This window comes from Pseudoalteromonas sp. SD03, assembly GCF_040937955.1.
In the GTDB taxonomy this organism is placed as follows: Bacteria; Pseudomonadota; Gammaproteobacteria; order Enterobacterales; family Alteromonadaceae; genus Pseudoalteromonas; species Pseudoalteromonas tetraodonis.
Genome location: NZ_CP162514.1, coordinates 2208484 through 2230664, shown reverse-complemented (window position 1 = coordinate 2230664; position 22181 = coordinate 2208484). Strand labels below are relative to the sequence as shown.

Sequence of the window (22181 nt, the reverse complement as noted above, 5' to 3'; positions counted from 1 at the left end):
CCTCTAATCTATTTGGGTAACAGGAATAGCGTCTAATTGCCATTTCCAGGTTTGTTTTGTTGGTGCAACAGGTAGCATGTCAATACAATCGACCGGACAAGGTTCAACGCACAAATCGCAGCCAGTGCATTCGTCAATTAGAACGGTATGCATTTGACGTGTTGCACCCACAATGGCATCAACAGGGCAGGCTTGAATACATTTAGTACAGCCAATACATTCATCTTCGCGGATATACGCCACTGTTTTAACCGGATCTGCTTGTTCGCCGCCAGCGAGGGGTTTAGCCTCAACCCCCATTAAATCAGCTAGCTTTTTAACGGTCGCTTCACCACCTGGAGGGCATTTATTTATTTCATCGCCATTGGCAATGGCTTCTGCATAAGGACGACAGCCCGGGTAACCACATTGGCCGCATTGTGTTTGCGGTAAAATGGTGTCGATTTGTTCTACAACAGGATTACCTTCAACTCGAAAGCGTACTGCTGCAAACCCTAAAATTAATCCGAAAATTAACGCCAGCAAACCCAGCGCTATTAAAGCGTACAACAAGGTCATATTAAAACTTCACTAATCCAGTAAAACCCATGAAGGCCATTGACATTAAACCTGCCGTTATCATTGCGATTGAGGCACCTTTAAATGGGGTTGGTACGTCTGCTGCGGCTAAACGTTCGCGCAATGCAGCAAATAAAACCAATACTAATGAAAAACCCACCGCAGCACCAAAGCCATAAACGGCCGATTGTAAAAACGTGTGATCTTCTTTGATATTTAATAAAGCAACACCCAATACCGCACAGTTAGTGGTTATTAAAGGTAAAAATATTCCCAGTAACCGGTAAAGCGTTGGACTGGTTTTTCTGACAACCATTTCAGTAAATTGTACAACAACAGCTATCACTAAAATAAAGCTCATTGTTTTCAGATAGGTAATATCCAATGGTAATAAAATATACTCATTTACTAAATAGCTTGTCACAGAGGCAAGCGTTAGCACAAAGGTAGTTGCCAAAGACATACCTATGGCTGTGTCAAGTTTCCCAGACACACCCATAAACGGGCAAAGGCCTAAAAATTGTACTAATACAAAGTTGTTGACTAACACTGTTCCAATTAATAACAAGACGTATTCTGTCATGTGTGCCTCACGCTAATAAAATCCCGTGTATTATCCTTTTTTCTACTGTGATTAACAACACGTTGAGTGATTATCAGTTAAATAAACAACGTTAAATAATGGGCTAATTGTAAAGGGTTAAAATCAAGGGACATTGCAATTAAAAAACTGTCAGCATTTTAACGGCTGAAAATTCATAAAAGCACACTTTAGAACGTAAAAAAGAGCATACATGCTCTTTTTTACGTTAATTGGAGTAGAGGCGTTAGATGTCTTTGGGCTTTTCAATGTAGTAACCTTGAACACCATCTAGGCATAGCGTTTCTACAATGTGTTTTTCTTCTTGGCTTTCAACGCCCTCTGCAAAAACACTGACGCCAATTCGATGAGCAAGGTCGACCATTAAACGCATAAAGTACTGATTATTTTTATCATCCTCTAAGCCTCGGGTATAACTTGCATCCATTTTAATAAAGTCTGGTTTTAAATCTCTGAAAAACTTAAATGATGTGAGTCCTACACCAAAGCGTTCAACAGTAATTCTGGCTCCAACGCGATGCACCATATCAATAAAACGTTTGCTTGCTTTAATGTTTTGTTGCAGACCAAATTCACTCACCTCAAAAATTAACTTAGAAGCAATATGGGTATCTTTAAGCAAACGACGCTCTAACCAAATCATAAATTGGTCACTGTGCGCGCTTGAAGGGGTAATATTTAAGCCAAAGTATTTTTCAGATAAATTACTCGATTTTATTCTTTCTAATGACGATTCTATAATTAACTTATCAATTTCTATTGCCATATCGAGCTTTTCAGCCATTGCTAAAAATGAAGCGGTAGGCAAAGCTTGATTTTCTTCTGTTTTGAAGCGGGCTTGAATTTCAGCATAGGCTTTAATGCTTTTACCTAATGGCATAATATTTTGGATCACTAAATGGACGCTTTTAGACTCGATCACTTCGTTAATCACTTTACGCCAGTTTTGGTTACCAAACCCTGCGCTCACATTATTAACAAGATCAGTATCGCGCTGTACATGCCACGCATTAGCTTGCTTAGATTGCGCCATACTCATTGCGTTATCAACGATAGAGAGCAACTCACCTAAAGGTTTGGCTTTTTCGTACCCCACAATACCTGTGTTTGCAACCGAGCTAAGCTCTTGGTTTTGCATATATTGAGTAAAGCGAGATTGTAAGTTTTCACCAAATTTTTCAGCTTCTTTTAACGGGGTATTCGGCAATATAATTATAAAGTCAGAGCTGTTTACTCTAAAAACTTGACTGCCGGAATAGGTACCACTGATATTTACTATGATATCTGCAACCGACTTAATGTACTCATCACCTTTTTGATAGCCTCGACTTTGATTAATTGACTGTAACTCACTACAGCGGACAAGTGCTAAAGAGCCAAATGTACTTATTTCGGTGTTTTCTATATTTTTTTCGTAGTAATCAACAAACATATTGCGATTACCTAATTCAGTAACGCCGTCTTTGTAGGCTTCACGTTTAATATCGTGGGCTGCATTTTTTATATTGTCGTTTTTGCTTTTTAAAAAGTGCGATAAACGATTAAAGCTAGGAATTAAACTTTTCCCCAACTTAGCTAACTCAGGTGAATCAATTTTAGTTGCAAAATCATCACCTAGTTGGTTTTGATTGATATATACATCAATAACATCAGCAACGTCCGTACATATATTGTCGTTAATGTGCTTAACAATGGTTTTCATCAATATAATAGGTATTAGGGCGAGTAGGGTGCTAACAATTAAAATAACAAAAAACGCGGTTTGAAACTGCTCACCCAAGTGAGTAATGTTTAATTTAAATTCAATTTTTATATCGGCGTTATTATTTGTGGCGTACTGAGGACGTACTGAGTTGCTACTAGATTGAATAAGCTCAGCAATAAAAGGTAATTGCACTGCATTGTTAACCGAAAATACTTCAACGCCTTGATAGTCACGTAAAACAAAATTTGAAAAGGTTTCACTAGTTGCAAGCGTGTTTTTAAGATTTTCTGCTGATATATCTGTCGCAGAGAGATTTTTAATGTATTGCTCAACGGTCGCTTGTGCATTTTTTTGAGCGTTGCCGATGGCATTATCAAAATTTTGGCTAATAAAATAACTACCAGTGGAAACAAGTACCAGCCAAGCTAACAGTTGTATAAGAATAAGTTTTTTGAAAGCTGCCATTATTTAATCTTTTTATGTCAAATGGGGGAGGACACAACCTCATGATTATTAAACTAATTATAGCTCGATATCAATAGTTATCAAATGGTTAGTTTTTTAAGCAAAAAAGTTTTTATTTTAAAAGAAGAATGGTAGAGCAAATTGAAGGGTATGTCTATGTGATTGTAGTAAATTGGCTCCCCCTCCCCGACTCGAACGGGGGACCTGCGGATTAACAGTCCGTCGCTCTAACCAACTGAGCTAAGGGGGAACTAAAATATACTTTTTATGACTTGGCTCCCCCTCCCCGACTCGAACGGGGGACCTGCGGATTAACAGTCCGTCGCTCTAACCAACTGAGCTAAGGGGGAACTACATCATAAACATAAACTTGGCTCCCCCTCCCCGACTCGAACGGGGGACCTGCGGATTAACAGTCCGTCGCTCTAACCAACTGAGCTAAGGGGGAATCGTTTATGGCTGAAAAACTTGGCTCCCCCTCCCCGACTCGAACGGGGGACCTGCGGATTAACAGTCCGTCGCTCTAACCAACTGAGCTAAGGGGGAAGCGTCTTGCCTTTCAACGGGGCGAAATATTAATGACCGCATAGCAAAGTGTCAACATATAAAAGATCATAAATTCAAAAAAGAGGTCTATTCGTTGTTTTTATGTGCAATCTGCGCGTTTTGTAACACTATTTAAGTAAAGCGCAGTGATATTGTTTTATAAAAACAGGGTAATATTTGCATGAAGTTTGTAATTTGAGCTAATAAAGTGATGAGTAAAATTTAAGAAAACGGCTTTTAATAGCAAAAACGCGTTCTATTTCCTGTATTTTTATAAAGCGATAATTAACTTATTTAAAATAAATGGCTCCTTTTTATTTTGGTACGTTAAAACGGTTGAACTAAATGCCTATTAGTTACGTAAACTAAAACTAGTGCTAAAACATAATATAAATTTTGACCGCACCAATAACGTTTTGTACAAAAATAAAACAATCAATGAGTTAGCTACCTGTTTGAGTGTGCTACTCACTGTTATTAGTCTAAGAAAAAATCACCTTCATACACATAACAGGGGCATACAATGCTGTTTGCATATTGGTAACGGAAAAAACCAAATGATCAGACAATCTAGCACCCGGTTGTAGCCCTTTATAAACGTGGGGTTGATTGAGTTATCCACGGTTTCTGTGGATAACTCTGTTTATGAAACTTTAAGAACATCAGCACCCCCAGCATTGTAGGGCGCTACAACGATTTCAAGTATTTAAAAGCTTTTTTTTTATACATTTAAAAACAACAGCTTACGATTCAGCTAAGTTACTCACTTAATCGATAAATAAAACTTTTCGTGACGAGAAAACACAGTCTCTGACTGTGTGATAAATCAACAAAACCTAAAAAATAAATGTTGCAAAAGTTACATAAATGTATTTTATTTGGTTTTTAGTGTGTTAGCGCAAAATTTGTTTACAAAGGCATAAAAATAACAGTTTGTAGATTAAACGTTTAATTAATTGTTTAGATTTAATAAAGCATGGCTTGAACAGCTCGGATGCTTTAAAATATGCCGTTCAGTAAAAGAGGCTTATTTATTTTATGCGCGCACATTCTCAATCACATACTCGCCCTGATTTACTCACCGCCCCAATCTTGCCTACACTAAAGAAAATGACCATTCCGATGATCTTTGGGATGATCACCCTAATGATGTTCAACATAGTTGATACTTTTTTCATTAGCTTATTGGGTACAGAGCCGCTTGCTGCAGTGAGCTTTACATTTCCCGTCACTTTTACTGTTATTAGTTTAGCGATTGGTTTAGGCATAGGTACCTCAGCGGTAATAGCAAAAGCATTAGGCAGTAACAATATTGAAGAAGCGCGTTTTGATGCCAGTATATCGTTGTTGATTGCGGTGGTATTAGTGTTGGTTTTATCTACGTGTGGCTATTTATTAATTGATCCTATTTTTACTTTACTCGGAGCTGGGGAGCAAGTATTACCGCTCATTCATGAATATATCAGTATTTGGTTTTTAGGCAGTGTATTTTTAATTACCCCGATGATTGGTAATTCTGTACTGCGTGCCAGTGGCGATACTAAAACACCGAGTATTATTATGGGTGGAGCGGGGCTTATCAATGCGGTACTCGATCCTGTACTTATTTTTGGTTTTGGCCCCATTCCTGCGTTTGGCATTAAAGGAGCCGCCATCGCCAGTGTTATAGCATGGGCAGTTGCTGTGGCAATTATTTTATACTTATTAATTGCTAAAAAGCGCTTATTGAGTTTAAAGGCAGGGTCGCAAACGGTTATTGGAGCAATTCGTAAAATATTAAAAATAGGCTTACCCGCAGCAGGTGCTAACATGCTAACACCGGTTGCTATGGCAGTAATGACGGCATTGGTTGCACATCATGGTCCAGAGGCTGTGGCTGCTTTTGGAGTAGGGAGTCGAATAGAATCAATAGCGAGTTTGGTGGTATTAGCATTATCGATGACTTTGCCACCTTTTATTAGTCAAAACTTTGGAGCCAGTCATTTTTCTCGCGTAAAGGATGCCTACCTAGGAACCTTAAAATTTGTGATGTTATGGCAGTTTGTTATTTATATTTTATTAATTATGTTCTCAGGCGTCATCAGTGAAATATTTGGTAAGGAGCAAGCCGTTGTTGATGTCATAAAACTGTTTATTTATACCATCCCATTAAGTTATGGCTTGCAAGGAGTGATCATTTTATCCAACTCCTCGTTTAACGCTTTACACAAACCCATGAACGCCTTAGTTTTGAGCGTCATTCGGTTATTTATTTTTTATGTTCCCTTTGCGTATATCGGGAATGAACTGGCAGGTTTAATCGGCTTGTTTATTGGCGCGGCCATTGGTAATTTATTCACAGCCCTTGTAGCCTATAAGTGGTTTATGAAAGAAATTGAAGCGTTAAGCAGTCAAGCATTACAGGAGTGTAGTCATTGAGCGATCATTTTCAGTTAGAATCAAAATTTAAACCCGCTGGGGATCAGCCTACCGCTATCGCTCAGTTGTGCGAAGGTTTAGAAGCAGGGCTTGCTCATCAAACCTTATTGGGCGCAACAGGGACGGGAAAAACCTTCACGATGGCTAACATCATTAGTGATTTAAATCGCCCCACTATTATTATGGCGCACAATAAAACCTTAGCGGCGCAATTATACGGCGAGATGAAAGAATTTTTCCCGCATAATGCAGTTGAGTACTTTGTATCTTACTACGATTACTACCAACCAGAAGCCTACGTGGTAGCCAGCGACACCTTTATTGAAAAAGATGCATCCATCAATGAACACATTGAGCAAATGCGGCTCAGCGCCACTAAAGCGCTATTAGAGCGTCGCGATACCATAATCGTTGCGTCGGTATCGGCGATTTATGGTCTGGGCGATCCTGATTCATACATGAAAATGATGCTGCTTTTAAAAGTGGGCGAAAAAGTCGACCAGCGCGATATGCTGCGCCGCCTTGCAGAGCTGCAATACACCCGTAACGATATTGATTTTAGTCGTGGTACATATCGTGTTCGCGGCGAAGTGGTGGATATATTTCCCGCTGAATCAGATACCTATGCAGTACGTGTAGAAATGTTTGATGATGAAGTTGAACGCCTAAGTATTTTTGATCCCCTCACTGGTGCTGTTGAAAAACACATAGTGCGCGCTACTATTTACCCTAAAACTCACTATGTAACGCCACGAGAAAAAATACTCGAAGCCATCGAAAAAATAAAAGTTGAGCTTAAAGAGCGCAGGGCACAATTACTCAGCGCTAATAAATTAGTTGAAGAGCAACGTATTGCGCAGCGTACACAATACGACATAGAAATGATGACCGAACTTGGTTATTGCTCAGGCATTGAAAACTACAGTCGTTACTTATCGGGGCGCACACCTGGCGATCCACCGCCGACATTACTTGATTATTTACCCGACGATGCATTAATGATTATTGATGAATCGCACGTAACTGTCTCGCAAATTGGCGCTATGTATAAAGGCGATAGAAGTCGTAAAGAAAACCTCGTTGAATACGGTTTTAGAATGCCCTCGGCCATGGATAACCGTCCACTGCGTTTTGAAGAATTTGAAGCCATTGCACCGCAAACTATTTATGTGTCGGCCACACCGGGTGATTTTGAATTAGAGCGCAGCAATGGCGAGGTTGCTGAACAAGTTATTCGTCCAACCGGCTTACTTGATCCATTAATAGAAGTGCGTCCGGTTGGCGATCAGGTTGATGACTTACTCTCAGAAATTTATAAAAGTGTTGAAAAAGGCGAGCGCGTGTTAGTAACAACACTGACCAAACGCATGGCTGAGGATTTAACTGATTATTTAAGCGAACATAATGTAAAAGTACGCTATTTACACTCTGACATAGACACCGTAGAGCGGGTCGAAATTATTCGTGATTTACGTGCCGGTGTGTTTGATGTGTTAGTAGGCATTAACTTACTACGTGAAGGTTTAGATATGCCAGAAGTGGCATTAGTAGCTATTTTAGATGCCGATAAAGAAGGCTTTTTACGCTCAGCTCGCTCGCTTATTCAAACCATAGGCCGTGCTGCGCGCCACCTTGATGGTCGTGCTATTTTATACGGTGATAGAATCACTAAGTCGATGGCCAAAGCCATTGATGAAACCCAGCGCCGCCGCGATATACAGCATGCTTATAATGTTAAGCACGGTATTGAGCCTAAAGCACTGATCAAAAAGATACTCGATGTAATGGATGTAGGTGAAGATGCTTCACCGCAAGATAACTTACAGCTTATTCGTAAAGAGTCTAAAAAAATTCTTAGTGCGAAAGAAATTGCCACGCAAATTAAGCAGCTTGAAACCAAAATGCATGCCTACGCCAGTGATTTAGAATTTGAAAAAGCCGCCTCTGTACGCGACGAAATACATGAACTACAACAACAGTTGATTAATTAAATGACAATCGATTTTACTCCTCTTATTAATGCATTAGCAGACACGCCTTTTGCAGATAACGAATTATGCCGCGTATTTCATGGTCGCGGCCACAGCGTAGAAGCGCTAAGCCATATTAACTTAGACTTTTATCCACCGAGTTTGTTTTTGGTGTCATACAGTGAAATTGATGAGATAACACTCACTACGCTCACCGATATGTTATGGCAGTGGGCACAACAACATCATCCAGAGCTAATTACTGCATTGGTGTATCAGCAGCGAGCGGGGCTGCAAAGCCATAACACCCTTGTTCACGGGCAATTGCCCGCGCGCCATAGCGTAGCCGAAAATGGTGTGCGTTTTTTGGTTGATTTAATGAGTAAGCAAAACACCGGTATTTTTCCAGATATGCGAAAAGGCCGTGAGTTTGTCATGGACAATAGTAAACATGCCAAAGTACTTAACCTGTTTTCTTATACTTGTGGTTTTTCGGTAGCGGCTATGCACGGCGGTGCTGATCATGTGATGAACATGGATATGAGCAAAGGCGTGTTAAAAGTCGGTAAGCAAAACCATCAACTAAACAATGTTGATAGGGGCGTCAGTTTTTTACCGCATGATATTTTAAAGTCGTTTGGTAAGCTAAAAAAAGCCGCACCGTTTGATTTAATTATTGTTGATCCACCCAGCTTTCAAAAAGGCAGTTTCATATTAACAAAAGACTACCAAAAAGTGCTGCGCAGACTTCCTGAGCTTTTAAACGATACTACACAGCTGTTGTTATGCGCTAATAGCCCAGAGCTTTCAGAAAACGACTTTAAAGCACTTATTCAAGAACATACTCAAGGTGCTATTGAGTTTGTTAAACGCCTAGAACCGACTGATCGCTTTATTGAAATTGATAGCGATAAAAGCTTAAAAGCATTGGTGTACAAAACAAAAACATAGTGAGTTAAATGAAACTGAGTAAACGTTTAAACGCCATCAATTCATTAATTACAGAGCCTTACGATATTGTTTGGGATTGTTGCTGCGATCATGGCTTTTTAGGGATGGCGTTACTTGAGCGCGGTATAGCAAAACATATAAATTTTGTGGATATTATTCCAACGTTAATGGAAGCGCTCGAACAGTCGCTGCAACAATTTGAGCAAGGTAAATCTTTACCTTCATGGCAAGTGCGCTGCGAAGATGTTGCGCAAATTAAATTGCCAACAGCTGCAAAGCAAGTGGTGGTTATTGCTGGTGTGGGGGGCGATTTATGTTTAAAGCTTATTGAACAAATTATTGCCAACAACCCGCAAAGCTTGCACCAACTCAGTTTTATTATTTGCCCCATTCAGCATCTTTACAAAGTGCGCGAAGGTTTAAAAGCCTGTAATTTAAAGCTCGAAAACGAGCAAATTATTGTTGAAAACAAACGTTTTTACGAAGTATTACACGTTAGTGTAAATGCCAGCCAAACACTCACTCAAACCGGTGCTCAAATGTGGGATAAACACAATCCACAACATCATCAATATCAGCAGCAATTGCTTAACCATTATACTCGAATGCTCAATAAAGATAGACTTTACTATCAAAAAGTTATAACAGAGTATCAACGAGTATTTGAATGCTAAATACTCCTGTCAGTGTGATCGGTTTTTGTGATTAACTACGTAAAGTGCTTCATAGTTAATATCTTGCCATCAGGCGGATTTATTTGGTTTAAATATGTCAGATAAAAATATAAAAATTGAGCCATTATTAGGCGATGGGCAAAAGTGGCAACACAGTTACGAGCAACCGATTTCGTATGCACCGTTAGTGCAATTGGCCAATAATAATTGGATTGTTCCCCAGCATTTTTTACGTTACAAACATACGCTAGCCAGCGTTAATGAAGTGCTTAACGACATTAGTTTTTCTACTCACTTTAGTGTGTTAGCTGCAGAAAAAAACAGTGATATTTATCTGCAAGTGGCGGTACTTAGTCCAGATAATTACCGTGCTGAGAACAAAGCAAAAAAGTTACTGTTTGGTCGTCGCTGGCCAGTAGAGCAAAATTTGCCAACCTCAGAGCTTATTCAAACAGCATTTTTAGCATTGAAAGTGGCACGCGAGCATGAAGTAAGAGAGCTTTTTCAGCTGCAGCATCAAGGCGCAACCAGCACGCCATTTAATAATCATCATGACTTACCCGTTATGGCGCAAAACCCTGAGCTTGTTAAAAGCACATCGTTTAAAAATATTCCATTGAACGACCTGATAGAGCGCCTGGTGTTTGCGGATAATAAAATTGCGCTAATTAACTGCCAAGCCATAATCACCGGCGAGCAGGTGTATACGGTTAAACTTCATTGCGATAGTTGTCAGCTAAGCGAATTTAATAATAAAACCTTGTCATTTTTAGCACCTGATGCAACAACCAACAGCTTTTTACATAGCTTTATTGCCGCACTGGTTGCTGTAAGTAACGAGTATGTGAGTGAGCATTTTAAATACCAAGGCTTTGCGCGCTTTAGTAAACATGTACACGCAGAGCAGGTAGGGGAGCTAAGCATTGCCATGCGTTCACCAAGTTCAGTTAGTTTATGTTCTATGGGTAAGCAAGAGGCGAATCAGTTAAACTTTGAAATAGACAGCGGCAGGGCACCCCAAGGGTGTGGACAAGCCATTGGCGGGTTTTTAGCTGCCCATGGTATAGAGCAGCCAGAAAATGCACATTTATACCCTAATTATTTATAACTAAGGGACGGCTATAGTTTGTTTATTTCTTGTTTTACGCTATAGCTTGAGTCGGTAACAATGGCTTCAAGTGTTTGTACTCGCTGTTTGAGTTCAGTCACTTGCGCGGTTACTTCTGCTAGTTGCTTATGAGCATCTTGATTGTTGTCTTGAACTTTATGTTTAAATTCAAGGTGCTTTTTATACATATCGTAAATAACCCCCGAACCTACAGAAATAAGTACAATGAGAACTATCATTGTTGTGCCAGACATAATTACTTCCTTTAATTTTATTTTAAGTTTAAATTATAACCATAATTAAGCGCCGATAAAGCTAATTAATTGTAACTTTATTTGTATTTATAAAGTCATTGTTATTATTTGTGCCGCCACCATATAGTAACCATGTAGTTTTTTTAATCGATACAAGGAATAGGTATGTTAAATAATAAAATTCCACCGGTTGTCGTTGTGGTATTTTTCGCTGCTGTTATGGCACTGATTGCGCATTACACAGTAATAGACTTTACCGCCTTCATAACTTACCTAGCATTAGGATTAGTCGCTATAGGTTGTTTCTTTTGTATTGCTGGGGTCGTCAGTTTTCGTTTAGCCAAAACCACGGTACTACCAAATAAACCTGAGCAAGCAACAAGCTTAGTTACCTCAGGGGTATATAAACTCTCACGTAACCCTATGTATTTAGGCTTTGCTTTTATACTGGCGGGGTGGGGCGTGTGGCTAAGCTCTATTTGGGCTTTTTTAGGTATTGTGGGCTACGTTGGTTATTTAACGCTGTTTCAAATCATTCCCGAAGAGCGGGCGTTACATCAGTTATTTGGTGAGCAATTTGAGGATTACAAATCGCGGGTAAAACGCTGGCTTTAATGTTTTTTCATACTAAAAAAGGCTACCCTTGGTAGCCTTATAGTGTGCTTATTTTAAACTTTACTCGTATTCAAGCGGGTCGGTTACGTTGTTCAGCTCAAAGGCTTCTAAACGTTCTTGGCAAGCGCCACATTTGCCACAGGCCTTATCGCGACCGTTATAACAGGTCCATGTTTGGCTGTAGTCTAATCCCATTTTAATACCATCGGTTAAAATATCGATTTTAGTATTATTTAAATACGGGCTAAAAATTTCTACCGCATCGTAATTAGCAATACGACACACATCATCCATCTTTTTAACAAACTCAGGGCGGCAATCTGGGTAAATAGCATGATCGCCCGAATGCGCACCGTAATATACTTTGCTTGCTTTAAGCGACACCGCATAACCTACCGCTAAAGAAAGTAAAATCATGTTGCGATTAGGCACAATGGTGCTTTTCATGCTTTCTTCTTCGTAATGGCCTTCTGGCACATCAATATCGTCTGTTAACGACGAACCACCAATAAGCTGATTAATTGCCGATATATCAACAATCTTGTGCGGTACATTTAGCTTTTCACATACGCTGGCGGCGACTTTAAGTTCTTTAACATGACGCTGACCATAATCAAACGAGAGGGCATAAACATCATGGCCTTGCTGCAGGGCTTTATTTAATACAGTAAATGAGTCCATACCGCCGGAATAAATAACAACTACTTTTTGCGTCATACGTGGTTTGCTCTTTAGTTTTGATAGAGGTTTATATCAGGGCGCGATATACTACACGGCCAAGGCATAAATGACAATTTTTGCACCGTGCTTTGTGATTTCTAATAGTAACAATTTTGCCGTCAGGTTGTAAGTGAGATTTCTTTTGTACAAAATTAATGAAGTGTTTGAAACCATTCAAGGTGAAGCGAGTTTTACTGGTACGCCGTCTATTTTTTTACGCCTGCAAGGTTGCCCTGTGGGATGTTCATGGTGCGACACAAAGCAAACCTGGGATGTTGATAACGTATATAAAGTATCACTTGATGACACGGTAGAAAAAAAAGCCGACTCAGATCATTGGGCCGAGGCCAGTGCAGCGCAGGTACTTGAGTTATTTAAATCCCGTGGCTATACCGCCAAGCATGTTGTTATAACCGGTGGCGAACCTTGCATGTATGATTTGAACCCAGTATGTAATTTACTGCATGATCATGGCTTTAGCACACAAATAGAAACCAGTGGCACCTTCGAAATACTCGCCCCTGCACAAACGTGGGTCACGGTATCGCCAAAAATTAATATGCGCGGTGGTTACAAAGTATTGAGCAGTGCTATGCAACGCGCCGATGAAATTAAACACCCGGTTGCTATGCAAAAACACGTAGAAGAACTGGAAGAGCTATTTACCGCCACCGGCGTAAACCCAAAACTGGTATATTTGCAGCCAATCAGCCAAAAAACCTCAGCCACTAAATTAGCCATTGATACTTGTATCGTCAAAAACTGGCGCTTATCAATTCAAGTACATAAGTATTTGGGGATTAGTTAAAGGGCAGCTGTAAGCTGCTCTGCGTTAAGTTATATTACGTAGATACAAGGTTGGGTTATAAACCCAACCTAACTAAACAAATTTCAACTCATAAAGTTAAGCTGGCTTTAAATATAATTTTCATCAATAAACTGACACCACAGCTGTGTATTTAATTCTGGTACATTTGGCTTATCTCTAATACCGAGTTTAAACATGATCACAGAGCGCCATTCTAAAGAGCCAATGTCTGGCCCATGTCCATAACCGTCACCGGTATTAATTTGCTGTTCAACATAGTTAAACCATGCCTCAGAGCACGGCGAATATTGTTCATCTTTTTGCGCAACACTACTGCATCCAGCAATAAGGAGTAATAAAGGGGCCATTAATAGTTTCATATTTTACCTATGTGTTTATTTTGCTAATCGCTGCTGTGTTAAGTTTAAACGCTTATGTGAGCTGTATACTTGCAACCTTTCATCGTCCGTAATTAAAAATGCATCCATTTCTACAGATATTAAAGCAGATATGGGGAAAATCTCTAAAATACCAAGGTCAGCAAGTTTAGCTGAAAGAAGTGCCGTTTTGCCGTTAGCAATAAAGGTAGAGTCTTGATCACGGTAATCGCCATCAACATATAGTTTTGCACCACCAAACCATGAGTTAACAATTTTAATTTTATGACCCTTGACCGTGAATTCGAACTCTTTTCTCATTTTCAAACTCCATTATGGTTGTTATGTTTTTTCTTTAAACTCAACAGGTACTTCAATTTCAATGCCGCAACCTTTTCCATAGCTAAAAATAAATGCATACTTTTCGCCATTAAGAGGTTTAGCAATAAACCAAGCTTTTGTCTTTCCTTCTTCTTTGACCACAGTTGTTGGTATGGCAAATAGTGGGTCATCTTGCTCACCTACTGCAACCCAAACAAAATTAAACATCTCTTCTTTAATTTTCTCTGGTAAATATACTGTAACGGAAAATGAACTATTATTTTTCTGTACACTTACATTAAATAAATGATTGTATTTTAAGTTCCATGCTGCAACTTGATCATCAGTTTGAATGCATGATGCAGCAGAAGAGCCAAATCTAAACAGATATAATAAAAATAAACATCGCATTATCGATTTACCTAAAACCAATAGTTATTTCTCCTGATTAGTTGCTTGTTAGGTGCATTATGATTCTATTTCAGCTTCTGACTTAATAAGCTCCGAGATCTTAGATAAATCGAATTCATCGTGAGGAATAATTTCAATTTTATCAGTAAACTTTGATGACATGGATTTAAGATTTTTGGCTAGGAAATGATCCCACTCATATAAGAGTTCGAGGATGTCTGCCTTTACAAAATGATCTTCACCATTTGTATTTGACGAATAGCCTTCAACAGAACCATTTAATAGTGCATGTCGGTCGAGAATATAAGAACGTCTATCAGAGCTATATCCTGTGTTTACGGTGTGTGAAGCGTAATACGTCCTAAATAGAAAGATTGGTAACTCGTCCGCCTCACTCTTTGAAAATGGTATTTTTAATTTAGAAGATAGTGCTATTAAAGCTTGTAGCTGAAGATAACAGGCATTGAATATTCCGTACATGCGTAAGTATGCTTCACCAAATTTTTCGTTTCTCGATTCATGTATATTGATTCCATGATTGTAGAAGTCATCCTTAGCTAGTTGAGTATCTTCGAGCAGATACAAAGAATCTATTACAAATCCATAGTCACGGATATTGTCTAATTCGAGTATTGAAATAATTTGAGAATTAAAATCATCAGAGATGTTTATTGAGCATAAGCTTAAAACTTCTAGCATTATTTTAATGCGTAAATCAATTAAATTAATATTGCTCATTCGCTTAATATTTACTCCTTGCACCTTACTATTTTCTAGTCCGCGCGTCGCGCAGGTTTCTACTATGTCACGCTCATTTATTTAATTTATATAGTTTTAACAAATTACCTAAGATATTACTATCACAAACTTTTCTATGACTTTTAAGCAAAGCTAATACTAAAAAACGTTGTTATTGAGCAGCGCTTTTGTTTTTATTTTGTTGAACCTTGAACCTTGAACCTTGAACCTTGAACCTTGAACCTTGAACCTTGAACCTTGAACCTTGAACCTTGAACCTTGAACCTTGAACCTTGAACCTTGAACCTTGAACCTTGAACCTTGAACCTTGAACCTTGAACCTTGAACCTTGAACCTTGAACCTTGAACCTTGAACCTTGAACCTTGAACCTTGAACCTTGAACCTTGAACCTTGAACCTTGAACCTTGAACCTTGAACCTTGAACCTTGAACCTTGAACCTTGAACCTTGAACCTTGAACCTTGAACCTTGAACCTTGAACCTTGAACCTTGAACCTTGAACCTTGAACCTTGAACCTTGAACCTTGAACCTTTTTAAAGTACCAAACTAAAACCCAAGTTTGCAAAGTGCACTGGTGGTGCATATATTAAACTAAGTGATTGGGAGAATGCGCTTGGTTAAATACCTACTACTGTTGTTTGTTTTTTCTTATGTTTTTATAAACTCGGCTTTTGCTACTGTAAAAGTGGGCGTGACTCACTGGGTTGATTACACTAATCCGGATGAAACAGGCGTTTATATTGAATTATTAAAAGAAGTTTATGCGGATGAACAGCTCGAGTTTGATTTTAGTACTTACAAACGAATTACCAATTTATTTGAACAAAAACAATATGATATTGTTGTTGGTGTTGCTAAAGAGGATATTCCTTTAGCTTATTATCCTAATTGGTATTTAGACTACGATTACCCAATTAATGCGTATTTTGTAGATTCTGCTCATAAGTTTAATAAACTGTCTGATTTAAACAACAAAGTATTAAGCTGGCTCGATGGCTACAATTTCGATAAGTTTATTGAATACCCACACGATTATTACCCGGCTTCTACTATTGAAAACGCAATGGCACTGCTACTCAATAAACGCATAGATGCTTTCGTTGATTTTGACTACAACATTCCCAAAGAGTACAAATCAAAGCTTAATTATGTAGAGGTTGTGCCAGCAAGGCCTATTTATTTAGCCTTTTCGAATAATGAAAAAGGGAAAGCCTTGGCGAGAAAATTTGACCAAACAATGCCAAAATTAAAATCATCGGGACGGTTGCAGGCATTATATAAATTAGATTATGAAAATACGCGTTTTGCAGAGTTTGACGCAAATAAAACAAAAATCGTATTAAGTAGTAACGATGAGTCTTTGCTACGACTGAACTCAGTTACCGAAGGAAAGTCACTCGACGCGCAGCTTTATAAGTTAATTTTGGCTGAAATGCGAGATTACAGAATTGAGTTTGTAAAAGCGCCAGATACCAATGTTGAGGTGCAATTTGGCATTAGTCATTGTTTCGCCAATAAAATTAACACGCCAGAACGAGCAAGCCGCTATTTAATATCAAAGCCGTTTTCTTTGTATCTCGCACCGCGACTTTATTCTCCAAATAACTTGGCTCAATTTAAACATATAAAAAATTTAGACGAGTTGGTGTCACAAAGTGGATTAAGGTTGGGGTTATCAAAATTCAGAATATTCTCCGAAGACATTATGTCTCTACTTGAAGAGGTAGATAAAACTAAAATAAAACCAGCTCCCACTAATATATTCTCTAGATTACAACAATTAGCGAAGTTGCAAGAGTTTGATGCGTCTATTGAATACCCCAGTGATGTAGCCACGTATTGGCACGATATAACAGATGCTGATATTCACTCCTTTGATTTGAAATTAAAAACATCGTTTACTGTTGGGCATTTAATGTGTGAGCGCAGTGAAGAAAATATAAAATTTATGCAGAACTTTAATAATACACTTTCAAAATTAATTCAAAGCGATGAATATAAAGCGCTTATATACCACTTTGCGGCTGACTTACCTGCTGAACAGTTTAATAAAATTTATCAGCAAGCACTGTTAGATGAAGAGTGAGAACGCAAACATAACGTGGTTGTTTAACCGCTAGGGTAGGCATATTTATCATTGAAATAATAAGCCGATGATAAAAATAAAGCCGCCTTTGTAAGGTAGATTAGTATAACGCTGAATACTTGGCTCTGAAAATTCAAACAATGGCACTAACAAGTGCACCCGCGTCAGTAATACCGGCGTCTTTCATGGCTTGGCTAATCATTTGTACCAGCGCGACTACTTGAGATTGTGTTGATGAAACGATATTTGCCTGTGCTTCAATTTGTGCTTGTATGACCTCGTCTTCCGGATCGGATTGAGTTTTTAATTGAGAGAGTAGCTCTTTTTGTTGTTCAAGCTGCTGTTTAAGCTCTTTAAGTTGCTCTATCATTTTTGCGATATATTCAGGCATTTCTGAATTTGCTGTTTTTTCAGCGTTTTGCTCAGCCTCTTTTCCTGAGAGTTTATTGCGTTCTTTGTCTGATAATTGATAATCAGTGTTGTCCTGATTTTTTGTTGTGTCTTTTGTTTGTTGTGTAATATTTGTTTTTTCGGCTGTAATTTTAACGTCAAAGGCTGAGTGTTTATTTAGCTGTATCACGGTTTATTATCCATAATGTTATTTGTTACTAATTTAACTATCGGCAGGAATGCTAAAGTACTAAAGCGATAAATACAAAAAAGCGTTGCCCTTGAGCAACGCTTTTATTTTATCTTGTTTAGCCTTTAGCCTTTAGCCTTTAGCCTTTAGCCTTTAGCCTTTATTCAGCTGCTAAATAATCTAATACCACTTGGTGGTGATCTTTGGTTTTGAATTTATCAAACAAGTGTTTAATTTTACCGTCTTGGCCTACTAAGAAAGTGAGGCGGTGGATACCGTCGTACTCTTTGCCCATAAACTTTTTATAGCCCCACACCCCAAATGCGTCAGCAATGGCATGATCTTCATCTGAAAGTAGGTCAAAGTTAAGCTCTTTTTTTGTTTCAAAGTTTTTAAGACGCTTAATCGGATCTGGGCTTATGCCAACTACATGTGTGTTAAATTTAGCAAGTTCTGCTTGTTGGTCACGCAGGTTTTCGGCTTGTACGGTACAGCCAGGCGTTGACGCCTTAGGGTAAAAGTACACCAGTACTTGTTTTTCTTTTAATAACTCGCTGAGCACGACGGTTTCGTCATTTTGGTTTTGTAAGCTAAAAGCCGGTGCTGTGTCGCCACTTTGTAATGGGGTAATTTTGTTCATGCTAAACTCCTTAGCGAATACGTCGAAAGATGTAATCTACGTTTAAAACGTGCGAAAGGTTTTCAAAACTAATTTTAAATTGGTCAATATCAACGTCAACGGGAATATTAAATTCAAGTTCACAGCGCATTTTAAGCTCAGTTTCCTCTTCGTAGGTGTCTGATTTTAATGAGCAAATATTAATATTATTATCTGCAAAAAAACGCGTTACTTTACTTAATGTGCCAGGGGTGTCTATGCCGGTATATTCTAAGGTATAGCCTGCACAAAACTCGCTTTGATTATGGCTTGAAGTACGCTTCATCATAGTGAGTAGTCCAAGCTCCATGCCTTTGGTCGGTAATGTATGCTCTATGCGGCTAATGGCTGACATATCACCGCTAAGTAGCATAATAAAGGTGAATTCGTTGCCTAAAATTGCAATACGGCTATCTATAATATTACAGTGGCAATCGCTTACGAGTTGCGTAAGTTCACTGACGATGCCCGATCTATCCTCGCCAATTGCGGTTAAAACAATTTGATGATTTGAAAATGCAGTCATGGGTTTTAAAGTACCTAAGTTACTTGGATGAAAACAACCGACTTGGCAACAAAAAAATAAACACGTAGCGTTGCACGGCGGCAAAGTTTAACACAAAACCCGCGTTAAACTATAGCAGCGGTTAATTTTAGGCGGTTAATAGTGCAGTGTTTCTTGTTTTTACAAGCTTGTGAAAGTACCATAGCAAAAATGTGTCTATTTGTAGCCTAGTCCGTTTGTTATCTCATAGGCTGAATGCAGTTAGGCAAGCAAATTATAAATGTAAAGTTAATATTGATTTTACACTGAACCAAATCGGCATTACCCACTCATATATTTGTTAAAACAATTAAGGGTATGCTAAGGAGAATTATCTGTGCAGTATTGGATCCCAAAAGCACTAGCAGTAAGTGTATTGGTAAGTTTGTCAGGGTGTAGTGTATTTACAAGTGATGCTCATAATGAGCGTAATTACCGCGCCCATGAGCCGGTTAAAGCGCCTGCATCGTTATCTCAACCCGCTCAAGATCCTGTTTATAAAATGGATGTGGGTCAATATGATAATAATCCGGAGGCAACAAACTATCGTCCGCCGGCGCAAGTTTTAACCATTGCTAAAGGCAGTTGGGTTGAGGAAGCAGATAAACAAGCGCGTATTTATTTTGATAAAAATGACGGCATTGAAGATTTAGATGTGTTTATTTGGGATTCGATTCAAGCGGTGCTTGCTGATAATAACATTAGTGCAACACAGCTAGATAAAACGCAAGGAACACTCGTAACCGATTGGTACGCTATTGTAAAGCCTGAAGAAAGCTGGTTATGGGGCAATGATGAAAGCGTTGATTTAGAGCGTTTTAAATTTACCATTGAAGAAAAAGAACACCAACGCACAGCGTCTTTAACCGCTGAGCTTATTGATTTTAAAGGTGATAAGCCGCTAACTGATTTATTAAAACAACAGCTTGAAGTGCGTGCGCTTAACCAAGTAGTGAGCGAGTTTGATTACCGCTACCGTCAGCTTGAAGTTGATATGCGTAAGCGTCAAGGGATCATCTCGTTAGAACTCGGGTTTGATAACAAAGGCAATGCCGCACTTGTTACTGAGCAAACGTATGACACCGTATTCGATCGCTTTTCTGGATTTTTAGAGCGTTTGTCGTTCACAATTGTTGAAGTAAACCAAGAGACAGGTTTAATTACAGCAGATTATGCGAAAGTAGAAAGCAGTGTGTGGGATTCAATTTGGGGCGATGAACCAACAGAGCTTCCAATTGATGAAGGTCAATACCAAATTTTGGTTAGCAAAACCAAACAAGGTGGCACCAGTCTAACGTGGATGGATGACAAAGGCGAAACGCTTGAACCAGGTACAATGAATGGGTTACAACAAGCATTAGAAGCGGCGTTAATCAAGCGCGGTATTAAAATTTAATAAATATAAATACTTCCCACAAAAAGAGCACTTAGCTCTTTTTGTGGTTTTTACAGGTTGAAAATATGTCTCAGTTAGATTCATCACGCCCAGCACCGGTCCAAAAAAGTTATGATTTGAAAGTATGGTTGGTTTTTTTAATTCCTTCTTTAATCGGTGTTTTTTTGTTCATGACGCCAGTACCGTCTGGCGAAATAATGACGATCCCTATTGCGGTAATGGCAAAAGCAATTCAAGCCTTATTTAGTGAAATAGCACTAGGGCTAATAGCAACAATTATTTGTATTACTGGCGTTATGTCGTTGATATTTAGTGTGTTTAAACCGAAAAGCTTAACCAAATTTCGCTTATTAAATCATTTGTTTAATGTGAGTTGGATTTGGTTAGTAACACGGTTATTTGGTATGGCGTTTGTGCTTTTAACTTATTTTCAAGTTGGGCCGCATGCTATTACCTCAGAAAATACCGGTTTATTAGTATTAAAAGATTTACTACCGGTGTTGTTTTCGGTGTTTATTTTAGCGGGCTTGTTACTGCCGTTATTACTTAATTTTGGTTTACTTGAGCTGGTGGGTACCTTACTTACTAAAGTAATGCGTCCATTGTTTGGCGTACCAGGGCGCAGTGCAGTTAACTGTGTTGCTTCGTGGTTAGGTGATGGCAGTGTCGGTATTTTGATGACTGCACGCCAGTATGAAGATAAATACTACACTCAACGTGAAGCTGCGATTATTGGTACCACTTTCTCTGCTGTATCAATTACCTTTTGTTTGGTTGTTATTGGCCAAGTAAAGCTTGAATATTTATTTGCACCTTTTTACCTAACCGTGTGTTTAGCGGGTGTAGTGGCTGCGATAATTGTTCCGCGTTTACCGCCACTGCGTTTTAAAAAGGACGTGCTTATTGATGGTGAAGAGCCCGATGGAAACGCTGAATTGGTTCCTGAAGGCAAAACATTATTTAAGCATTCACTTGATGTTGCATTAACTAAAGCAGAAAAAGCACCAGGCTTAAAAGGCACAATTGAAGAGGGCTTACACAACGCATTTGATATGGTGTTTGCAGTATTACCTGTGGTAATGGCTGTGGGTACATTTGCTTTAATTATTGCTGAGTACACGCCAATATTTCAATATTTAGGTATGCCGTTTATTCCATTTTTAGAATTACTACAAATACCTGAAGCCGAAATGGCGGCGCAAACGATTATGGTGGGATTTGCAGATATGTTTATTCCATCTATTTTAGCCGCAGGCTCAATTGAAAGCGATGTAACACGTTTTATTATTGCGGCAATGAGTGTAACGCAACTTATTTATATGTCTGAAGTGGGCGCACTTTTATTAGGTAGTAAAATACCGGTTAATATTTTTGAGCTATTTGTTATTTTTATTCTCAGAACTTTAGTAACCTTGCCTGTTATTGCCTTAATGGCACACTGGTTAGTTGGTTAGAACAATCATTTAAACGAAAAAAAGCTCTGATTATTCAGGGCTTTTTTGTTTCTTTGCTTTGCGCAGATGAGCTTGGTGCAGAGGGTTTAAACTCGCTTTTTGCACTTAAACGCAGCAGTACTAAATTGCCGATAACAATAGCCAGTACAATCACGATAACGAGTACGATTTGCCAAATTTGCATTGCGATGCTCTTATTTT

At 38.8% G+C, this 22181-nt stretch carries 24 protein-coding genes and 4 tRNA genes; 10 read left to right on the top strand and 18 right to left on the bottom strand.

Annotated features, from left to right (window positions below; all coding sequences use genetic code 11):
- Positions 1-3 precede the first annotated feature (3 nt).
- The 7 genes from rsxB to ABZP26_RS10315 form a co-directional block, all read right to left on the bottom strand.
- Positions 4-558, bottom strand: coding sequence for an electron transport complex subunit RsxB (gene rsxB / locus ABZP26_RS10345; RefSeq protein ID WP_013465282.1), 555 nt, complete (start codon positions 556-558; stop codon positions 4-6).
- A 1-nt stretch (position 559) separates the two neighbouring features.
- A complete protein-coding gene (rsxA, locus tag ABZP26_RS10340; RefSeq protein ID WP_008115244.1) occupies positions 560-1141 on the bottom strand; it encodes an electron transport complex subunit RsxA in 582 nt (193 codons plus the stop codon).
- Positions 1142-1385: 244 nt separating this feature from the next.
- The gene (locus ABZP26_RS10335) at positions 1386-3329 is read right to left on the bottom strand and encodes a GGDEF domain-containing protein (RefSeq protein WP_036954093.1); all 1944 of its coding nucleotides are present in this window, start codon (positions 3327-3329) and stop codon (positions 1386-1388) included.
- A gap of 173 nt (positions 3330-3502) precedes the next feature.
- A tRNA-Asn gene (locus ABZP26_RS10330) sits at positions 3503-3579 on the bottom strand.
- 23 nt (positions 3580-3602) lie between these two features.
- Positions 3603-3679: transfer RNA gene (locus ABZP26_RS10325), tRNA-Asn, on the bottom strand.
- A 21-nt stretch (positions 3680-3700) separates the two neighbouring features.
- Positions 3701-3777 (bottom strand) — tRNA-Asn (locus tag ABZP26_RS10320).
- A gap of 21 nt (positions 3778-3798) precedes the next feature.
- A tRNA-Asn gene (locus tag ABZP26_RS10315) sits at positions 3799-3875 on the bottom strand.
- 1038 nt (positions 3876-4913) lie between these two features.
- Between ABZP26_RS10315 and ABZP26_RS10310 the strand changes: the two genes are divergently transcribed.
- The 5 genes from ABZP26_RS10310 (at position 4914) to ABZP26_RS10290 (ending at position 10996) form a co-directional block, all read left to right on the top strand.
- Positions 4914-6293, top strand: a complete 1380-nt coding sequence (locus tag ABZP26_RS10310; RefSeq protein WP_033104422.1) for an MATE family efflux transporter — start codon at positions 4914-4916, stop codon at positions 6291-6293.
- Positions 6290-8284, top strand: a complete 1995-nt coding sequence (gene uvrB / locus ABZP26_RS10305) for an excinuclease ABC subunit UvrB (RefSeq protein ID WP_013465278.1) — start codon at positions 6290-6292, stop codon at positions 8282-8284. Before ABZP26_RS10310 ends, uvrB begins: the two co-directional genes overlap by 4 nt.
- Entirely contained in the window at positions 8285-9214 is a 930-nt protein-coding gene (locus ABZP26_RS10300; protein WP_036954096.1) for a class I SAM-dependent methyltransferase, read from the top strand.
- Between the two features lie 8 nt (positions 9215-9222).
- Positions 9223-9888: a tRNA (adenine(22)-N(1))-methyltransferase TrmK gene (locus ABZP26_RS10295; RefSeq protein ID WP_036954099.1), complete on the top strand. Its 666-nt coding sequence runs from the start codon at positions 9223-9225 to the stop codon at positions 9886-9888.
- A gap of 94 nt (positions 9889-9982) precedes the next feature.
- Positions 9983-10996, top strand: coding sequence for a hypothetical protein (locus ABZP26_RS10290; RefSeq protein WP_028835016.1), 1014 nt, complete (start codon positions 9983-9985; stop codon positions 10994-10996).
- Positions 10997-11007: 11 nt separating this feature from the next.
- On the opposite strand, the gene ABZP26_RS10285 is transcribed toward ABZP26_RS10290, so the two are convergent.
- On the bottom strand, positions 11008-11250 hold the full coding sequence (locus tag ABZP26_RS10285) for a hypothetical protein (RefSeq protein ID WP_013465274.1): 243 nt from the start codon (positions 11248-11250) through the stop codon (positions 11008-11010).
- A gap of 165 nt (positions 11251-11415) precedes the next feature.
- Between ABZP26_RS10285 and ABZP26_RS10280 the strand changes: the two genes are divergently transcribed.
- Positions 11416-11865, top strand: a complete 450-nt coding sequence (locus tag ABZP26_RS10280; protein ID WP_013465273.1) for an isoprenylcysteine carboxylmethyltransferase family protein — start codon at positions 11416-11418, stop codon at positions 11863-11865.
- A 60-nt stretch (positions 11866-11925) separates the two neighbouring features.
- Here the strand turns inward: ABZP26_RS10280 and queC are convergent, their stop codons facing one another.
- Positions 11926-12582: a 7-cyano-7-deazaguanine synthase QueC gene (gene queC, locus ABZP26_RS10275; RefSeq protein WP_013465272.1), complete on the bottom strand. Its 657-nt coding sequence runs from the start codon at positions 12580-12582 to the stop codon at positions 11926-11928.
- A gap of 145 nt (positions 12583-12727) precedes the next feature.
- On the opposite strand from queC, the gene queE reads away from it, so the two are divergent.
- Positions 12728-13393 carry a 7-carboxy-7-deazaguanine synthase QueE gene (queE, locus tag ABZP26_RS10270; RefSeq protein WP_036954123.1) on the top strand — a complete coding sequence of 222 codons (666 nt, stop codon included), beginning with the start codon at positions 12728-12730 and terminating at the stop codon, positions 13391-13393.
- A 107-nt stretch (positions 13394-13500) separates the two neighbouring features.
- Here queE and ABZP26_RS10265 read toward each other — a convergent pair whose 3' ends face one another.
- From ABZP26_RS10265 to ABZP26_RS10245, 5 genes are all read right to left on the bottom strand, one after another.
- Positions 13501-13773 carry a hypothetical protein gene (locus tag ABZP26_RS10265; protein ID WP_036954102.1) on the bottom strand — a complete coding sequence of 91 codons (273 nt, stop codon included), beginning with the start codon at positions 13771-13773 and terminating at the stop codon, positions 13501-13503.
- 15 nt (positions 13774-13788) lie between these two features.
- Complete coding sequence (locus ABZP26_RS10260) at positions 13789-14091, bottom strand: hypothetical protein (RefSeq protein ID WP_036954105.1); 303 nt, start codon at positions 14089-14091, stop codon at positions 13789-13791.
- Positions 14092-14112: 21 nt separating this feature from the next.
- Positions 14113-14502, bottom strand: a complete 390-nt coding sequence (locus ABZP26_RS10255) for a hypothetical protein (protein ID WP_064662982.1) — start codon at positions 14500-14502, stop codon at positions 14113-14115.
- 57 nt (positions 14503-14559) lie between these two features.
- Complete coding sequence (locus ABZP26_RS10250) at positions 14560-15240, bottom strand: hypothetical protein (protein ID WP_024601111.1); 681 nt, start codon at positions 15238-15240, stop codon at positions 14560-14562.
- 194 nt (positions 15241-15434) lie between these two features.
- Complete coding sequence (locus tag ABZP26_RS10245) at positions 15435-15827, bottom strand: hypothetical protein (protein WP_368484931.1); 393 nt, start codon at positions 15825-15827, stop codon at positions 15435-15437.
- A gap of 42 nt (positions 15828-15869) precedes the next feature.
- On the opposite strand from ABZP26_RS10245, the gene ABZP26_RS10240 reads away from it, so the two are divergent.
- Positions 15870-17348, top strand: a complete 1479-nt coding sequence (locus tag ABZP26_RS10240) for a substrate-binding periplasmic protein (RefSeq protein WP_368484930.1) — start codon at positions 15870-15872, stop codon at positions 17346-17348.
- Positions 17349-17481: 133 nt separating this feature from the next.
- On the opposite strand, the gene ABZP26_RS10235 is transcribed toward ABZP26_RS10240, so the two are convergent.
- The 3 genes from ABZP26_RS10235 to ABZP26_RS10225 all read right to left on the bottom strand — a co-directional run bounded on the left by ABZP26_RS10235 (position 17482) and on the right by ABZP26_RS10225 (position 19112).
- The gene (locus ABZP26_RS10235) at positions 17482-17928 is read right to left on the bottom strand and encodes a hypothetical protein (RefSeq protein ID WP_024601113.1); all 447 of its coding nucleotides are present in this window, start codon (positions 17926-17928) and stop codon (positions 17482-17484) included.
- 160 nt (positions 17929-18088) lie between these two features.
- Entirely contained in the window at positions 18089-18568 is a 480-nt protein-coding gene (gene bcp, locus ABZP26_RS10230) for a thioredoxin-dependent thiol peroxidase (protein ID WP_013465264.1), read from the bottom strand.
- 10 nt (positions 18569-18578) lie between these two features.
- The gene (locus ABZP26_RS10225; protein WP_013465263.1) at positions 18579-19112 is read right to left on the bottom strand and encodes a glycine cleavage system protein R; all 534 of its coding nucleotides are present in this window, start codon (positions 19110-19112) and stop codon (positions 18579-18581) included.
- A gap of 355 nt (positions 19113-19467) precedes the next feature.
- Here ABZP26_RS10225 and bamC point away from each other — a divergent pair, with 355 nt between their 5' ends.
- Positions 19468-20526 (top strand): outer membrane protein assembly factor BamC, encoded by a 1059-nt coding sequence (gene bamC, locus ABZP26_RS10220; protein WP_368484929.1) that lies wholly within the window; start codon positions 19468-19470, stop codon positions 20524-20526.
- A 65-nt stretch (positions 20527-20591) separates the two neighbouring features.
- Entirely contained in the window at positions 20592-21980 is a 1389-nt protein-coding gene (locus ABZP26_RS10215) for a YjiH family protein (protein ID WP_024601116.1), read from the top strand.
- A 34-nt stretch (positions 21981-22014) separates the two neighbouring features.
- Here ABZP26_RS10215 and ABZP26_RS10210 read toward each other — a convergent pair whose 3' ends face one another.
- Positions 22015-22164: a DUF2897 family protein gene (locus tag ABZP26_RS10210; protein ID WP_096040836.1), complete on the bottom strand. Its 150-nt coding sequence runs from the start codon at positions 22162-22164 to the stop codon at positions 22015-22017.
- Between the last annotated feature and the right edge of the window lie 17 nt (positions 22165-22181).

Excerpts from the sequence above, each read along its gene's own strand:
- rsxB (WP_013465282.1), bottom strand. The coding sequence starts at position 558 with ATGACCTTGTTGTACGCTTTAATAGCGCTGGGTTTGCTGGCGTTAATT.
- rsxA (WP_008115244.1), bottom strand. The coding sequence starts at position 1,141 with ATGACAGAATACGTCTTGTTATTAATTGGAACAGTGTTAGTCAACAAC.
- ABZP26_RS10335 (WP_036954093.1), bottom strand. The coding sequence starts at position 3,329 with ATGGCAGCTTTCAAAAAACTTATTCTTATACAACTGTTAGCTTGGCTG.
- ABZP26_RS10310 (WP_033104422.1), top strand. The coding sequence starts at position 4,914 with ATGCGCGCACATTCTCAATCACATACTCGCCCTGATTTACTCACCGCC.
- ABZP26_RS10300 (WP_036954096.1), top strand. The coding sequence starts at position 8,285 with ATGACAATCGATTTTACTCCTCTTATTAATGCATTAGCAGACACGCCT.
- ABZP26_RS10295 (WP_036954099.1), top strand. The coding sequence starts at position 9,223 with ATGAAACTGAGTAAACGTTTAAACGCCATCAATTCATTAATTACAGAG.
- ABZP26_RS10290 (WP_028835016.1), top strand. The coding sequence starts at position 9,983 with ATGTCAGATAAAAATATAAAAATTGAGCCATTATTAGGCGATGGGCAA.
- ABZP26_RS10285 (WP_013465274.1), bottom strand. The coding sequence starts at position 11,250 with ATGTCTGGCACAACAATGATAGTTCTCATTGTACTTATTTCTGTAGGT.
- ABZP26_RS10280 (WP_013465273.1), top strand. The coding sequence starts at position 11,416 with ATGTTAAATAATAAAATTCCACCGGTTGTCGTTGTGGTATTTTTCGCT.
- queC (WP_013465272.1), bottom strand. The coding sequence starts at position 12,582 with ATGACGCAAAAAGTAGTTGTTATTTATTCCGGCGGTATGGACTCATTT.
- ABZP26_RS10265 (WP_036954102.1), bottom strand. The coding sequence starts at position 13,773 with ATGAAACTATTAATGGCCCCTTTATTACTCCTTATTGCTGGATGCAGT.
- ABZP26_RS10260 (WP_036954105.1), bottom strand. The coding sequence starts at position 14,091 with ATGAGAAAAGAGTTCGAATTCACGGTCAAGGGTCATAAAATTAAAATT.
- ABZP26_RS10255 (WP_064662982.1), bottom strand. The coding sequence starts at position 14,502 with ATGCGATGTTTATTTTTATTATATCTGTTTAGATTTGGCTCTTCTGCT.
- ABZP26_RS10250 (WP_024601111.1), bottom strand. The coding sequence starts at position 15,240 with ATGAGCAATATTAATTTAATTGATTTACGCATTAAAATAATGCTAGAA.
- ABZP26_RS10240 (WP_368484930.1), top strand. The coding sequence starts at position 15,870 with ATGCGCTTGGTTAAATACCTACTACTGTTGTTTGTTTTTTCTTATGTT.
- bcp (WP_013465264.1), bottom strand. The coding sequence starts at position 18,568 with ATGAACAAAATTACCCCATTACAAAGTGGCGACACAGCACCGGCTTTT.
- ABZP26_RS10225 (WP_013465263.1), bottom strand. The coding sequence starts at position 19,112 with ATGACTGCATTTTCAAATCATCAAATTGTTTTAACCGCAATTGGCGAG.
- ABZP26_RS10215 (WP_024601116.1), top strand. The coding sequence starts at position 20,592 with ATGTCTCAGTTAGATTCATCACGCCCAGCACCGGTCCAAAAAAGTTAT.
- ABZP26_RS10210 (WP_096040836.1), bottom strand. The coding sequence starts at position 22,164 with ATGCAAATTTGGCAAATCGTACTCGTTATCGTGATTGTACTGGCTATT.